Below are 13,166 nucleotides of genomic sequence, written 5' to 3'. Positions count from 1 at the left end.
GTCTTCTTGGTCATGAACACCTCCATTGCCTCCATTATGAGGCTTATCGGGGTGTCCGCTCCAATTGGACCACTTCATTCAGCACCGACAGAACCTTAACCTGTGATAAGCAATGAAGTATGAGATTTTTGCAGTGCCTGCAAGGCTAGCCAGGACAAGCCAGCCGAATTATCAGCCCCTTACGGCTTACTCATACTTAATATTGTCACAAACCATAGACAAGAAAGCCCGGCCGCCAGGCCGGGCTGTATCTTCGCTTCCTTACCACTTCCCCAGGCATCCTGCCCGGGCCTCCCTGGCACTGAGCCTTCCATGACTCGCTCTTCCCTGTGGAGCCTTCCTTGCCCACCTGCCTAGTGTGGCAGCTCGGAACCGACAGAACCATTAACCTGGGATACCTCAAGCTGTAGGAGAGCTCCGACGCATTGCGTAAGCATGAGGGCGCATGCCGGCTTGATCGACCTGATCTTGTCACTCGCCCACTTTCCTTGGGCTATCCAAGCTCGAAGTCGATCAAGCTAATTTACATTAGCACCTACCTGTTGCCTGCAAGCGACAACATGGAGAATACTGTATAAAAACACAGAATCATAAAGGGACTCACCATGACACTGGCAAAGCCTACTCCGGCCCACCCCGAACCTCCATCGCTCGCGCTTCCCTACCCTCTTGCTCTGGGTCGCGCGGGGATCTCCGGGTTTCCCAGCCCAGCACAGGACTACGAAGGCCGCACACTCGATCTCAATGAGCGCTTCGTGAAGCGTCCTTCCGCCACATTCTTCCTCTCGGTGACAGGCGACAGCATGGTCAAGCTGGGCATCCACGAGGGAGACACCCTCGTCGTCGATCGCTCCATAGACCCGAAACCGGGCCATATCATCGTCGCCATGGTCGATGGTGAGATCACCGTCAAACGATACGAGCTGCGTGGCAAGGTGCCGTGTCTCTGCTCGGGCAACCCACGCTATGCGCCGGTCCCGCTCGTCGACCTCGAATGCCAGGTCTGGGGCGTGGTGCGCGCGGTCATCCACGAGTACTCGGTATGAGCATGATCGGCCTGATCGATTGCAACAGCTTCTATGTCAGCTGCGAGCGGGTCTTCCAGCCGCGGCTTCACGGCCTCCCGGTAGGCGTGATGTCGAACAACGACGGCTGCGTCATTGCACTCTCCAACGAGCTGAAGGCTCTCGGCATCACCATGGGAACACCGGCGTTCAAGCTGCTGCCCCTGGTGCGCAGCGAGCAAATCCACCTGCTCTCCTCCAACTACGAGCTCTACGGTGACATGAGCCGGCGGGTGCAGTCCGTGCTCGAAGAGTTCGCCCCCGCCGTCGAGCCCTACTCCATCGACGAGATGTTCATGAGATTCGACGGCTTCGCCCACGAGCCACTGGTCGAGCATGCCCGGCAACTCCACCGGAAGGTGCGCCAGTTCACCGGCATACCGGTCTGCGTGGGCGTGGCACCCACGCGCACCCTGGCCAAGCTGGCGAACCGAGCGGCCAAGAAAATTCCGGCCTACCAGGGCGTCTGCGTACTGCAGGGCGACGGCCTGGAAACCCGCGGCCTGCTGCAGAAGACCGAGCTGGGCGATGTCTGGGGCGTGGGACGCCGGCTCGTCGAACGCCTGGCCATGCTGGGGATCAAAAGCGCCTGGGACCTCGCCCAGGCCAACCCCAAGGAGATTCGGTGCCGCTTCTCGGTCACCCTCGAGCGCACCGCCCAGGAGCTGCGCGGCGTGCCTTGCATCGAAATGGTCGACCTCGATGAAGCCCGCCAGCGCATCATGACCAGCCGCTCGTTCGGCAAGCTCACCGACGATCTGGACGAGATCCGCGAGGCGATTCGGCAGTACGGGCAGCGTAGCGCCGAGAAGCTGCGCCGCCAGAACGGCCTGGCCAAGGCGGTACTGGTATTTCTCAAGACCAATCCTCACCGGCAGGACCTGCCTCAATGCTCACCGAGCCTGGTGCTCGAACTGGCCCGCCCCACCGCCGACAGCCGCGAGATCCTGCACGCCGCCGGCCACGCCCTGCAGCAGATCTACCGCCAGGGCTACCTGTACCAGAAAGGCGGCGTGATGCTGATCGATCTGATCGACGCCGACCGGCAGCAGCTCTCGCTGCTGGAACCGCCGCTAAACGACGCCGAGCGACAGCGCAGCCAGAGGCTGATGGACGTAATGGACAAGCTGAACGGCAGGATGGGCCGCGGCACCGTGAGGCTCGGCACGCCCAGCCCCGGCGCGGCCTGGCACCTGCGCTGCGCCCACCTCACCCAGCGTTATTCGACGAGGTGGGACGAGCTGCCTGCCGCCCTTGCGACATAAAAGGGCCCCGGCCAATGGCCAGGGCAGGTGCGATGAGGCGCGGTATTGTGGCGAACCCGTAGAGAACGCATGGTCATGGCGTCTCTCGCATGGGAGTTCGGTCCCGGCAACATCGAGGAGGCCATTTCCCAGCAGGTCTGGACAAAAAAAACCCGGCCGCGAGGGCCGGGCTTTACATCGATGCTTCCCTATCCAAACCAAACCTCAGGCTTCCTGCCCAAGCATCCTTGGGATGTGAGCATTCCATCGCTCGGCCTTCCATGTAGGGCCTTCCCTAGCCCGTTAACCACAGCGTAGTCGCTCGGCGCCAATAGCGGTTTAACTCAGGATAAGGAACAGCGTAAGAATTTTTTCCCGTGTTTGTAAGCCATTTCCTACAAGAGCGTCAGCCTGGGTTGGGGCCTCACTCATCGCCACCCCGGTGTGAGGCCATCGCCATTCTGCACTACGCTCGACGACAAGAGGCTTCAAAGGAGCAAACCATGGACAAGGCCGTCATCGACGTAATCCGGAAAAAGGAACAGCTACCCGACAGCATGACCGATAGCAAAATCGCCCGGGAGTACAAGGGGACCTATACCGCCGCACGCGCCGCAGTGAGTCTGGAGCACAAACCTCTCGACCAGGTACTCGCGGACGCCATGGCCAAGGTGCTCCCGTTCATGAGGAAGAGGAAGTAGCGCTCTGCCGGGCTTCGCCTGCGCTGAACAGGACGTTACACTCTATGTGTCGCGCCGATGATGGATCGGGCCTCACCCTAGGCATAACGCGGGTTACAGCCCTCTAGTGCCCAAAAGCACCACCGAAGCTCATTACTTTCCACGTAGCCGACGTTCAAGCACCATCACCAACCCTGGGAAGAGACGCCCGACGACTTCGTTGAGGTAGTCTCCGCACTGGTAGGGAAAATAGTAAGCGTAAGCTGTTGATTTACCCTTGACCCTTTCGAACGGTTCCATATTCTTCAGCCAAGCCTCTACCTTGTCCCGAACGCCGTCGGGGTCAACTTTACCCTCTTTCCGAACCTCGCTGACTGGAATAAAGGGTACGATGAAAGTCACAGCCATTCGTTGATCGGCTTCATTGCTGTGCAAAGTGCCAGCATCCTTCCACGCTGTCTCCAAGCCAGCTCGTACGTTCACGAGCCCGGAACTGCGATCGCCGATGGACTGCCAGGCCTGCTTGGCTTCGATCGCGTAGGACACTTTAGAATTGGTGATGTACAGATCGCAGCGCCCGTATCGAGTATCACCCTCGACGTGCCCCTGTTCCACCAGTCCGCGCTTGTGCGTTGCAAACTCCTCTATTGCTGCCCATTGCCCCCTCTTATCCGGCACTCGCCAGGCAGCTCCGGCCAAAATGCTGATAGAAGCTCGTTCATTGTGCCACCAACAATTTTCCTGCAACTCAAACTTCCTGTGCAGGGTACAGTAGTGATCTACCGTCGAGAGCCAAGCTTCCAGCAAAGGCTTGAGATGAGTGTACTCGCCAGCCGCGGATAGAAGTGAGAGATTTTTCATACAGTCATCCTGTTTTATAATTTTCTGTTTATACCTGAAAGGCGAGCGCGGGGCGCACGTCTGCAAAAATAGTTACGGCAAGAGCGCGGGCGGAGCGAGGTAACAACGGCGCAGCATAAGTCGCCGTCTTCCACTCTAAAGTTTCTCGCTCTCAGCGAGCTGCTCGATCAACTTCAGAGCTTTGCCTTCGCTTTCAAGACTCGAGATCAGATCCCAACCCGTGTAAACCAAAAACACACCGAACAAACTTAAGATTCCGCCAAAACCGACCATAATGAAAAGCCAGGCATAACCCTGCACCCCTTGAGAAAAAACTGCCTCAAATCCATTTAAATAAACATCACCAACAGCCGAGTACAGTGAGAAAAAACCAAAAGAGACGCCGATCAAACCAACCATTATTAGCGTAATCCCAAACCCTAGAGTCAGGACCACTCGTAGCCATAAATCAATATCGAACCACTTGCCCACTTTGAGACTGTGATTGGAAAAATCGCACGCAACCACTTGAGAAACCCGACCATAAGTTGTAAGCGCCTCCATAGGTCCGCAGTTCAATGATGCAAGACGACCAACCAATTTCGCTGAAGCAGGTTTTCTAAAAGCCTGGTAGAATGCGGACTCCAGTCGAAGCTGTGCTGCTATATTTTCAGGATCACTCAGGTAGTTAGCCAGCTCATCACTCAGCAGTGTTAGCTTATCATGTCGATTAAAAAATTTCGCAACAATTCCCAAGAGGTAATCCATTTCAATCAATCCGATCGCTAATTATAAAAAACCGGCCGACTTGGTCGACCATGCTGTGCTATAAGCATACACGATACTCTATCCATGATGATCAACTCGCCCCGGTGGCCGGTCTATTTCCGGCCGACAGTGGATCGGATGCTGGCGGTATGGATCATCAGCCGTCGAGTCCTTGGGGCGTGCCCAGAACGGAGCCTGCTGACAACGGGTTGGCACACGACACGATCCTTGCTATCCCTCCGGCCCCGCCCTCCATGGCGCAGCCCTACCCGCCGGCCTTGGGCCGTACAGGGATCTCTGACTTCCCCTCACCCGCCCAGGGCTACGAAGGCCGAACGCAGGATCTCAACGAGCGCTTCGTGAAGCGCCCCTCGGCAACGTTTTTTCATGGGCGTCACCGGCGACAGCATGGAGCGCCTTGGCATCCGGGATGGCGACCTGCTGATTGTCGATCGATCGCTCGACCCTCGCCCTGGACACATCATCGTGGCCATGGTCGATGGTGAGATCACCGTGAAGCGGCATGTGCTACGGGGTCGTATGCCCTGCTCAGGGAACCCACGCTACGCGCCGGTGCCATTCGTCGACCTCGAGTGCTAGGTGTCGGGCGTGGTGCGTTCGGTCATTCATGAAATTCCCAGTTTGATGGATAGTCGCAGTTGTGCCGGAAAGTTGGTCACGACCATAGCCGCACTCATTTTACTTAAGTGGCGTGATACCGTAGATCAAGCATGCCTAGCCTGGAACCATCTATAGACCAGGCATTAAGCACATGCAGCAGCGCATCACAAGGTGGGCAAACTGCCAGCACAATACGCAGAGGAACCAAGGGGATTAACGATGAGGGATCGCTTCAAGGAGTGGTTACTAGAAATCCAAGAGAATGCACTGGCGATCAAGCGGGCAAAAGCGCTCAAAGCCGGCGATGAGAGCCTATGGAAGAAGCAAAAATGGCTTAGCCCGCAGAAAAATTCTGACATCAAGGCCCGCTTTCGTGATGAAGGGGAAAAGTTGGGATATCGCTCTCTGCCCTCCTACAAAACAGGGGCCGGCGAATGGTTGTATGACTTCGTATGGCGAAAGTTTGATGACGAGGGCCACCTTGAGGAAATCGTTCTCGCAATGGAGATCGAAATGTCAGACCGCACCGAACGCGGGCTGATGCGAGATTTCGCCAAGCTCCTGCAATCTGATGCAGCGTATAAAATCATGGTTTTCCAGCACAAGACAGACGACGACATACACACAGCCTTTGAGCACTTCAAGAAAAGGGCAGCGAAGTATCGAGTAAAAGTGCCATCAGAGTTCTTGCTGTGTGGTTGGAGCACGTCGATGAACCAGTTTCTGTTCACGGAATTCAGCACTTCAGGCCGGGACCTCAAGCCGGATTGATCAAACCGGCATTCTCCTCATTGCCGGGCCGATTCACAGCCCGGCTCACCGGCCAGTGGTCGATCAGGGAGGCATCCAGATAGCGCACCACTTGGCGGATCGTGTCCCGATCCGTCAGGTCGGGGCCAAAGCCATGGCTCGAGGCTGGCATCGCTGCATGAAAAGTCCAAGAAAAGTGCCGCACCCCCACCCCCTTTTTATCAATTCAGATTGTCCGGTTTTTATCAGTGCTCTTTCATCGGAACAGATTCAGGGTCGTGTGAGGGTTCGCCCCCGCCGTCGAGCCCTATTCCATAGACGAGATATTCGTGAGATTCGACGGCTTCGCCCATGAGCAGTTGCTCGAGCACGCCCGGCAGCTCCACCACAAACAAGGTACGCCAATTCACAGGCATTCCGGTCTGCGTGGGTGTCGCGCCCACGCGCACCCTCGCCAAGCTGGCGAACCGCGCGGAAAAGAAAATCGCCGCCTACCAGGGCGTCTGCATTCTTCAGTCCGACAGCTGGGAAACCCAGGTGCTACTGAAGAAGATCGAGCTGGGAGACGTTTGGGGGCGTCGGCCGCCGTCTCGTCGGCCGCCGTCTCGTCGACCGCCTGGCCGTGATGGGCATCAAGAGCGCCTGGGACCTCGCCCAGGCCAATCCGAAGGAGATACGCCGTCGCTTCTCAGTCACTCTGGAGCGCACCGCGCTGGAGCTGCGCGGCGTGCCCTGCATTGAAATGAACGACTTCGATGAAGCCCGGAAGCGCATCATGACCAGCCGCAGCTTCGGCAAGCTCACCGACGACATCAACGAGATCCGCGAGGCGATCCGGCAGCACGGCCAGCGCGGCGCCGAGAAACTGCGCCGGCAGAATGGCTTGGCCAAGGCCGTGCTGGTGTTCCTGAAGACCAATCCGTTCCGCGAGGATTTGCACCAGTACTCACCGAGCCTGGTGCTCGAACTGCCCCGCCCCACGGCCGACAGCCGCGAGATACTGCACACCGCCGGCCAAGCCCTGGAGCGGATCTACCGCAAAGGCTACCTGTACCAGAAAGGCGGCGTGATGCTGCTCGACCTGATCGACGCCGATCGGCAGCAACTCTCGCTGCTCGATACGCCCCAAAGCGACGCCGAGCGGCAGCGCAGTGCGAAGCTGATGTCAGCCATGGACGTCTTCAATCAACGCATGGGGCGTGATACTGTAAAGCTCGGTATGCCGAGCCCTGCGGCAGCCTGGCATTTGCGCTGTGCCCATCGTACGAATAGATTCACTACTCGCTGGGATGAAATATGCAGAGTAGGTGACAACTGATGAGCACAGCAGCAGCATGGGTTCAGGCCATAGGCAGCATAGGGGCAATCGGGGCTGCCATCTGGATTTCAAGATTAGATATTAAGTGGCGCAACAAAGAGAAAAAAGAGTACCGACTGGCTATTCTAGAGTTGGCACGTCTCGCTCACAGAGAATTACTTTATTTGGACGAAACAATAAATGAAGACTATGCTTACCTTCACGGCGAAGGAGTGTCGAACCATGATCTAAATCGCCACCTTTTAGCACTAAAGACCGTGTCGCTAGAAACATTCCCATCTAAGAAGTCTTTTGTTGATCTTCATGAATTCGAGAGGCTTTGCGAAAGAATGTCATTTCTTATTGACAGTCTAAAAAATGATTTAGCCATCGGAAGAGTAAGCCCTGATTTTACTGAGCGTTCAGAAGAAATAAAAAGTGCAGCAGACGAGGTAATGGAAAGGCTTACTCATTCACTTAAAAGGGGTTGATCAGCTCCGCATCCTCATCGTTGCCAGGCCGGTTCACAGCCCGGCTGACCGGCCAGTGCTCGAACAGCGACGCATCCAGGTGACGCACCACATTGCGGATTGCCTCCCGATCCGTCAGGTCGGGATCGAGCCATGGCTCAAGGCTGGCGTCGTCGAGAATCAGCGGCATGGTCGTGCACCTCGGCGGCAGTACCGCGGGCGGGCTCGGTGAGAATCGCACAGCCTAGGCTGCCATCCTCCCGCTCAGCGTAGATGTCGGCAAAGGCGATCGGCTCGCGGTCAGTCCTGGTCAAGTAGTGCGGTTGCTTACCGGTCTGGGTGGCCAACCACTCGAACCAGCCGTCGGCAGGGATCAGGCAGCGCTGTCGCGCGAAGGCATGCTTGAAGTAGCCGCTGGTGGCCACCGTCTCGACTCGGGCATTGATTGGCTGTGCGGCCTTGCCCTTCGCCCACTTCGGACGGTAGCCCCACCAGAAATCGAGCTGCTCTGGTGGGGCATCATGGGCCACCTGCCGATACCCGCTGATCCAGATACCCGGCGGGATGTTATAGCAAGGTGGTGGCCCTTCCTCGGCCACCACAGCATCCAACCGGCGGGCGAGCTCAGGGTAGGCGATGAATGAAGCGAAGCGACCGCTCATTATTATTTTATCGTGTTACTCCAACAGCAGCTGAGAAATTTTCTCCAAAATCAGTACGATAGAGAACACCTCTACTTATAACAACTTTATGCCCTTCTGAATTCTGTTGCGACACTGACAAAAATTCCTCCCTCTCTTCAACCCAACCGTAAGCTGAATCAGCGGGTATAGAAACAGAATAATCTACCACAACCAACCCTAACCGCACCCAATTATCAACCATCGCAGGAACGTTAGCGGCCGACTGCTTTTCTCCACCCTCATAATAATCAACATTTAACAGGTGTCTGTATGCAGTCAACCTCTCCCGCTTATCAGGTTTTTCATAATGAAGTTCAACCACCGGGATCAAGCCGTTATATGATATAATCTTTTGCAGCAGTCTCGCCTCCAATGGATCTAGCTGCTTTATTATTTCAACAAATGCAGGATGAGCCAGCGCCGATTTTTTCCTATCCATTGACGCAGCGATTAAATTTAAAAACAACTCTTTCAGACTTTCTTCTTCATGTGTAAAAGCAAGACCTTGAAGAGCCGGGGCTGCTATATAAGGCTTTGGATCAACAATATCTTCAGGTGGAATTTCCTTTACCTTCTCTGAAAGCTCGCCTGAGAATTTTGTCTCAAAATATTGTCTTGCTTTTTCAATTCCATAGTTAAGCGCTGCAAGAGGAAGAAGCGCATTTTTTATAGCCGTGGTTGTAACCAAAAGCGCCTTGCCCAAATTATCAGCAGACTCTTTAACATCTTCACTATCTTTAATTTTATCCACTATAATTTCAGCCACATGCTCCATTGGTCTTTTGTCTGTCATTGTATCATCCTCGGACGATTCGGTATGTAATGTAAATTACTCATTCAACCTGAATCTCTAAACACTAGCCACTGAGCTTGCTTTGCTCGATGATTGCCTCAACTCATTAGAAAGACTAATTATCTTGGCTGCTCTGTTTGCTGCCAACTCATCCTCTTCTGAACCTGTGGCTATTTTATGGAGCTCATCTAAGAGGCGAGTCTCCAACTCTTCAAGCATATTTTCTCTATTACCACTTCTCGAACCGCAATCGTCTGGCAATGCAATTTTCAATAGTTGGTCAATCTTAGCATTATCAACAAAGGCCTTAGGGCCCAAACCTTTTTTCAAGCATTCCAAGCGGATAACATCTTGCAAAACTATAGATTGATATGCACGAAACAAAGCCCAAGCCATAGGTGATAAAAACGGCCTTGATTTATGAGCCTCATCAGAAAGAACACTCTTAAACGAAACATCACCAGCAAAGCCGGAGATAAATTTGTTTAGCTTCTCTCGATCCGCAACGACCTTATTAATAGCATCAATATTTAATTTAGATACAACAGAGGATACATTCCTTGCAGGGGCGAGAGCAATAAATGCAGACCATATTTGATCAATAGCTGCGAGCCTTCTTTTATCATACTCCGCTTGACGGGCTGCAACAGAGCCGAGCACTCCATTGCGAAGATCTCTTAACTCAGACTCCTTCAAGTTTAGCTCATGCTTCAATTTTTCTTCAGAATTTTTCAACTCCTGACGCAGCTCTTCCAATCTAGTGGAAAACTCGTACTCAACACTGCATTTTAGTCTGTTGACAATTAAATTTTTTGACAACCACAGCACGACAGTTATTAGCCCTGCAGTGGTAAGTGAAGGAAAAAATATATCCATATTTAACTCGCAAGAAAAGCCAACTAATGATTAATGCCAAATATGTTAAGATACTCGCCCAATCCTTATCTCACACCGCCCCAGGATCTCCACCTCCCCCATCTGCTGCGGAGTGATCATCTCGGGCTGGTAGTGCTCGTTATCACTGATCAGGTACAGCGCGCCGCCGGCGAGGCGCTGCAGGCGCTTGATGCGCCGCTCGCCGCTCGCCGCTCACCGTCAACAGAAACACCCCTTCCTGCCGAATATCCCGGTTGGCCAGGTCAACCAGCACCCAGTCGCCATCGGCCAGGGTGCCTTCCATCGAATCTCCACGCACCTTGATGCCGGCCACCTGCCCGGGCTGTATGCCCAGGGCGGCAAGCTGCGCCTCGGGGAAGTAGAGCATGCCCTCGATCCGCTCCTCTTCCAGCGAACGGCCGGCGCCGGCAGCGCCTTCCACATCGTAGAGCTTCACCTCGGCGAGGCCTGACCCCGGCTGGCTTGAGGCAACCATATGCGCCCCGTTAGCAACCCGAGGAGCCTCCGGAGCACCGTTCGGTTCTGTCACCGTCCGGTTTCCTGTCAGTACATATTGGACATCAACACCGCCACCACTGAGTGCAGCGAGGTAGTCGGCCTTTGGGCTGCGCTGATCACTCTCGTAAAGCATCTGCGTCTTTTTGGTCACACCAGCTAGGTCACCGAACTGGGCCTGAGTCATTCCCATCCGGTCCCTTTCCTGACGCAGCCTCTCGCCAAAAGACACCATTCAGTCTCATTCTCCACCCAATAAGAAAACCAATCGGTTTCATCCTGTCGTTACAGTCTTAGACAACCTTAAGGAAGCCTACCCCATGAGCCCCGTTGAAACCATGCGGACAGTGCCGGCTCGTGCACCAAACGGTTGCAACCAGCCGGTGATGTCGCAGCTCACCAAGGCGGAGCGCGAGAAGGTGGAACAAATCGCCCAGCTCGAAATGCGCTCTCTCTCCGCCACGGCTCGAATGCTGATGCTTCGCGGCATCCAGCAATACGAAGACGACACCCACAACGCCGATTGAACCTAACAGCCTGCTGCATCAGGAAATCGCCCATGTATCAGGACCCCAAGCGTGTGTGCTCCCGTTACGGCGCCATCAACCTCGACGAATACGAGCGGCGCCTGATCGATGCGCTGGTTGACTACACCGGCATCGACAAGGCCGTGCTGCTGCGTCAGCTGGTGATGAAGGAAGCCCTGGGCATCGCCGATCTCGAACTCAATGTGCCCCTCCGGGCGTAGGCTCGCTGCGCATCGCCCAGAACCACGCCCAGATCGCCGCCCTGGTGGATTGCCTGGGGCCGAAAGGCCTGGACCTGTTCACCACCGAGGCAATCGCCCAGGCGCACCACCTGGTGGCCGAGATGGCCATCGAGCGGCAGCAGGCCATCAATGCCGATCATCCGCTGGTCGAGGAGTTCTGGGAAACCGTCGAGTACCTGGAGCGCACCCGCGTGGAGAACGTACTCGACCACAACGCTGGCCAAGGCTACCTCGCCATCAACCTGAAGGAGTTCGAGAAGCTCGCCGCCGACCATCACTTCCGCTTCGACATGCGCGAGCTGAAACGCCAGCTCAAGGGCAGCAAGGCGCGCAAGTTCGTGGCGTCCAACCACCCCGTTTATTCGAAGACCCGACCGAACGGCGGCACCGTCAAGTGCTGGCTGTTCGAGCGTGGCTGACAGGAAAAGGGAGATCAGCAATGCGCACCTACACCCTCGACCCGGCCGCCGCCCTGCTCAACCTGGGCCGCAATACCCTCACCCGCCGGCTGCGCCAGGCCGGCATGCTCGGCCCCGACAACCTGCCCGCCGGCGCCTACCGCGGCGGCCGCTTGCTACGCGTGAAAACCGGCACCTATCGGCATCCGGTCGCCGGCTGGACCCACTACGGCCGTACCGAAGTCACCGACGCCGGCCTGGACCATATCGCCGAAAAGCTCGGCATCGATATCGACCACCTGCCGGTGCTGCATGCCACTCGGCAGCCGCCCCGTACCACCCAGCGCCCACTAGGAGAAGGCTCATGCCAATTGCCATCTCGCTCTGGGGCGTCGTGACGCCCGCCGGCGAGCCAATCGTCGGCTCGCTCTACCACACACCGCACGGCGCGAAGTACCGCTTCTGCGCCTGCCGCAACGTCGAGCCGGAGCGTCACCCCGCCTTCTGGCACGAACAGGAAACCAAGGGCTACCGAGTCCGGCAATTCACCCTTAAACACCAGGAGCAAACCCATGGCTGATACCGCAGATCTCGCCGGCGAGATCATCGAAACCTCACTGGCCATCGCACTGGCCCGAGCCCAACTGCCGAACACCGTGGCCACCGATCCCTGGTGCGAAGAGTGCGGCGAGGAGATTCCCCAAAAACGCCGCCTCGCCGCGCCCTGGGCAACCACCTGTATCAATTGCCAGAGCGTGCGTGAAAGGAGGGGCAAGCATGCCGCCCGTTAAGGGCGGCCGGCTGGCCAGAACCGCCGCCATGCTCTGCCAGGACGAGCTGTTTCGGCTCTACCTGGATCGGCGCAAGCGGCACAAGTTCGGCCTCACGCCCAGCCAGCTGCCCGACGGTACCCACAACGAACAGGACGCGCGGGACTGGCTCTGCCAGGCCTGCCGCATCGAAAGCCGAGCCGAGCTCGATCACAACCCCTACGCCGCGGCCACCTTCAAGGGCATCCGCGCCCGCTACGGCCGCTGGCGTGCTACGCAGAGGAGCCAAGCATGAACACCTACTTCGGACTGCTAGCCGAGTTCAATGGCCGCGCCGAGATCCCCCTCGAGGAAGTCGCGCCCCGCTACTTCGGCATCAACGCCCGCACCACCAGCATGCGCGCCGGCGCCCAGGCCCTGCCGGTGCCCGTCTATCGCGCCGGTGACTCGCAGAAGTCGCCCTGGCTGGTCAGCGCCGTGGATCTCGCGAGGTACATCGATGAGAAGCGTGCTGAAGCGAGAAAATTATGGGAACATGTTAACAAATAAATGGGCGGTCTCAAGTCCCAAGCGCAACACTATTGAAGGGTGTCCGGTCCAGCGACTGATTTCTTGAGCACCTCGGAA

26 protein-coding genes and 1 pseudogene are annotated in these 13,166 nt (G+C 56.4%); 17 read left to right on the top strand and 10 right to left on the bottom strand.

What is annotated here, in order from left to right; translation table 11 throughout:
* Positions 1–605 precede the first annotated feature (605 nt).
* From H1D44_RS19735 to H1D44_RS19725, 5 genes and pseudogenes are all read left to right on the top strand, one after another.
* Positions 606–1,046 (top strand): LexA family protein, encoded by a 441-nt coding sequence (locus tag H1D44_RS19735; protein WP_181516981.1) that lies wholly within the window; start codon positions 606–608, stop codon positions 1,044–1,046.
* Positions 995–1,483 (top strand): annotated as a pseudogene (locus tag H1D44_RS21385) (Y-family DNA polymerase); the annotation flags it as partial. The gene H1D44_RS19735 and the pseudogene H1D44_RS21385, both read left to right, overlap by 52 nt.
* Positions 1,366–1,770 (top strand): hypothetical protein, encoded by a 405-nt coding sequence (locus H1D44_RS21380; protein WP_422671982.1) that lies wholly within the window; start codon positions 1,366–1,368, stop codon positions 1,768–1,770. The pseudogene H1D44_RS21385 and the gene H1D44_RS21380, both read left to right, overlap by 118 nt.
* Positions 1,754–2,329, top strand: a complete 576-nt coding sequence (locus tag H1D44_RS21375; RefSeq protein WP_422671980.1) for a DinB/UmuC family translesion DNA polymerase — start codon at positions 1,754–1,756, stop codon at positions 2,327–2,329. The genes H1D44_RS21380 and H1D44_RS21375 overlap by 17 nt, the downstream gene beginning before the upstream one ends.
* A 482-nt stretch (positions 2,330–2,811) precedes the next feature.
* Entirely contained in the window at positions 2,812–3,009 is a 198-nt protein-coding gene (locus tag H1D44_RS19725) for a hypothetical protein (RefSeq protein WP_181516980.1), read from the top strand.
* A gap of 132 nt (positions 3,010–3,141) precedes the next feature.
* On the opposite strand, the gene H1D44_RS19720 is transcribed toward H1D44_RS19725, so the two are convergent.
* Together H1D44_RS19720 and H1D44_RS19715 are read right to left on the bottom strand one after the other, a co-directional pair.
* Positions 3,142–3,849 (bottom strand): hypothetical protein, encoded by a 708-nt coding sequence (locus H1D44_RS19720; RefSeq protein WP_181516979.1) that lies wholly within the window; start codon positions 3,847–3,849, stop codon positions 3,142–3,144.
* A gap of 135 nt (positions 3,850–3,984) precedes the next feature.
* Positions 3,985–4,596, bottom strand: a complete 612-nt coding sequence (locus tag H1D44_RS19715) for a hypothetical protein (protein ID WP_181516978.1) — start codon at positions 4,594–4,596, stop codon at positions 3,985–3,987.
* Between the two features lie 387 nt (positions 4,597–4,983).
* On the opposite strand from H1D44_RS19715, the gene H1D44_RS21105 reads away from it, so the two are divergent.
* Positions 4,984–5,196 (top strand): LexA family protein, encoded by a 213-nt coding sequence (locus H1D44_RS21105; RefSeq protein ID WP_238984592.1) that lies wholly within the window; start codon positions 4,984–4,986, stop codon positions 5,194–5,196.
* A gap of 240 nt (positions 5,197–5,436) precedes the next feature.
* On the top strand, positions 5,437–5,988 hold the full coding sequence (locus H1D44_RS19705; protein ID WP_181516977.1) for a hypothetical protein: 552 nt from the start codon (positions 5,437–5,439) through the stop codon (positions 5,986–5,988).
* Here H1D44_RS19705 and H1D44_RS19700 read toward each other — a convergent pair.
* Together H1D44_RS19700 and H1D44_RS21100 are read right to left on the bottom strand one after the other, a co-directional pair.
* Positions 5,975–6,139, bottom strand: coding sequence for a hypothetical protein (locus tag H1D44_RS19700; protein ID WP_181516976.1), 165 nt, complete (start codon positions 6,137–6,139; stop codon positions 5,975–5,977). The genes H1D44_RS19705 and H1D44_RS19700 overlap by 14 nt on opposite strands.
* Before the next feature lie 73 nt (positions 6,140–6,212).
* Positions 6,213–6,377 (bottom strand): hypothetical protein, encoded by a 165-nt coding sequence (locus tag H1D44_RS21100; RefSeq protein ID WP_238984591.1) that lies wholly within the window; start codon positions 6,375–6,377, stop codon positions 6,213–6,215.
* A 215-nt stretch (positions 6,378–6,592) separates the two neighbouring features.
* Between H1D44_RS21100 and H1D44_RS19695 the strand changes: the two genes are divergently transcribed.
* Both H1D44_RS19695 and H1D44_RS19690 read left to right on the top strand, forming a co-directional pair.
* On the top strand, positions 6,593–7,285 hold the full coding sequence (locus H1D44_RS19695; RefSeq protein ID WP_238984594.1) for a DinB/UmuC family translesion DNA polymerase: 693 nt from the start codon (positions 6,593–6,595) through the stop codon (positions 7,283–7,285).
* On the top strand, positions 7,285–7,755 hold the full coding sequence (locus H1D44_RS19690; RefSeq protein WP_181516975.1) for a hypothetical protein: 471 nt from the start codon (positions 7,285–7,287) through the stop codon (positions 7,753–7,755). Before H1D44_RS19695 ends, H1D44_RS19690 begins: the two co-directional genes overlap by 1 nt.
* Here the strand turns inward: H1D44_RS19690 and H1D44_RS21095 are convergent.
* Genes H1D44_RS21095 through H1D44_RS20885 form a run of 6 tightly spaced genes read right to left on the bottom strand, consistent with a single transcriptional unit; the run spans position 7,742 to position 10,582 of the window.
* Positions 7,742–7,924, bottom strand: coding sequence for an SOS response-associated peptidase family protein (locus H1D44_RS21095; protein ID WP_238984590.1), 183 nt, complete (start codon positions 7,922–7,924; stop codon positions 7,742–7,744). The two genes, H1D44_RS19690 and H1D44_RS21095, sit on opposite strands and share 14 nt — an antisense overlap.
* A complete protein-coding gene (locus H1D44_RS19685) occupies positions 7,893–8,396 on the bottom strand; it encodes an SOS response-associated peptidase (RefSeq protein WP_238984589.1) in 504 nt (167 codons plus the stop codon). Before H1D44_RS19685 ends, H1D44_RS21095 begins: the two co-directional genes overlap by 32 nt.
* 7 nt (positions 8,397–8,403) lie before the next feature.
* The gene (locus H1D44_RS19680; RefSeq protein WP_181516974.1) at positions 8,404–9,210 is read right to left on the bottom strand and encodes a DUF4393 domain-containing protein; all 807 of its coding nucleotides are present in this window, start codon (positions 9,208–9,210) and stop codon (positions 8,404–8,406) included.
* Positions 9,211–9,267: 57 nt separating this feature from the next.
* Positions 9,268–10,086 carry a hypothetical protein gene (locus tag H1D44_RS19675; protein ID WP_181516973.1) on the bottom strand — a complete coding sequence of 273 codons (819 nt, stop codon included), beginning with the start codon at positions 10,084–10,086 and terminating at the stop codon, positions 9,268–9,270.
* 45 nt (positions 10,087–10,131) lie between these two features.
* Positions 10,132–10,236: a hypothetical protein gene (locus H1D44_RS21370; RefSeq protein WP_422671978.1), complete on the bottom strand. Its 105-nt coding sequence runs from the start codon at positions 10,234–10,236 to the stop codon at positions 10,132–10,134.
* Entirely contained in the window at positions 10,229–10,582 is a 354-nt protein-coding gene (locus H1D44_RS20885) for a S24 family peptidase (RefSeq protein ID WP_220128185.1), read from the bottom strand. The genes H1D44_RS21370 and H1D44_RS20885 overlap by 8 nt, the downstream gene beginning before the upstream one ends.
* A gap of 340 nt (positions 10,583–10,922) precedes the next feature.
* Between H1D44_RS20885 and H1D44_RS19665 the strand changes: the two genes are divergently transcribed.
* The 8 genes from H1D44_RS19665 to H1D44_RS19630 are packed head-to-tail and all read left to right on the top strand — an operon-like array spanning position 10,923 to position 13,088.
* Positions 10,923–11,129: a hypothetical protein gene (locus H1D44_RS19665; RefSeq protein ID WP_181516971.1), complete on the top strand. Its 207-nt coding sequence runs from the start codon at positions 10,923–10,925 to the stop codon at positions 11,127–11,129.
* Positions 11,130–11,161: 32 nt separating this feature from the next.
* Positions 11,162–11,350: a hypothetical protein gene (locus H1D44_RS19660; protein ID WP_181516970.1), complete on the top strand. Its 189-nt coding sequence runs from the start codon at positions 11,162–11,164 to the stop codon at positions 11,348–11,350.
* 44 nt (positions 11,351–11,394) lie between these two features.
* Positions 11,395–11,790, top strand: a complete 396-nt coding sequence (locus tag H1D44_RS19655) for a hypothetical protein (protein ID WP_181516969.1) — start codon at positions 11,395–11,397, stop codon at positions 11,788–11,790.
* Between the two features lie 20 nt (positions 11,791–11,810).
* Positions 11,811–12,167, top strand: a complete 357-nt coding sequence (locus H1D44_RS19650) for a phage antirepressor KilAC domain-containing protein (protein ID WP_181516968.1) — start codon at positions 11,811–11,813, stop codon at positions 12,165–12,167.
* Positions 12,134–12,349, top strand: coding sequence for a hypothetical protein (locus tag H1D44_RS19645; RefSeq protein ID WP_181516967.1), 216 nt, complete (start codon positions 12,134–12,136; stop codon positions 12,347–12,349). The genes H1D44_RS19650 and H1D44_RS19645 overlap by 34 nt, the downstream gene beginning before the upstream one ends.
* On the top strand, positions 12,342–12,560 hold the full coding sequence (locus H1D44_RS19640) for a TraR/DksA C4-type zinc finger protein (RefSeq protein ID WP_181516966.1): 219 nt from the start codon (positions 12,342–12,344) through the stop codon (positions 12,558–12,560). The genes H1D44_RS19645 and H1D44_RS19640 overlap by 8 nt, the downstream gene beginning before the upstream one ends.
* On the top strand, positions 12,547–12,834 hold the full coding sequence (locus tag H1D44_RS19635; protein ID WP_181516965.1) for a hypothetical protein: 288 nt from the start codon (positions 12,547–12,549) through the stop codon (positions 12,832–12,834). Before H1D44_RS19640 ends, H1D44_RS19635 begins: the two co-directional genes overlap by 14 nt.
* Positions 12,831–13,088, top strand: a complete 258-nt coding sequence (locus tag H1D44_RS19630) for a pyocin activator PrtN family protein (RefSeq protein ID WP_181516964.1) — start codon at positions 12,831–12,833, stop codon at positions 13,086–13,088. The genes H1D44_RS19635 and H1D44_RS19630 overlap by 4 nt, the downstream gene beginning before the upstream one ends.
* The last annotated feature ends 78 nt before the right edge of the window (positions 13,089–13,166 follow it).

Origin of the sequence: Billgrantia kenyensis, assembly GCF_013697085.1 — a bacterium.
Lineage (GTDB): Bacteria > Pseudomonadota > Gammaproteobacteria > Pseudomonadales > Halomonadaceae > Halomonas > Halomonas kenyensis.
This window is presented reverse-complemented; position numbering and strand designations above follow the sequence as displayed.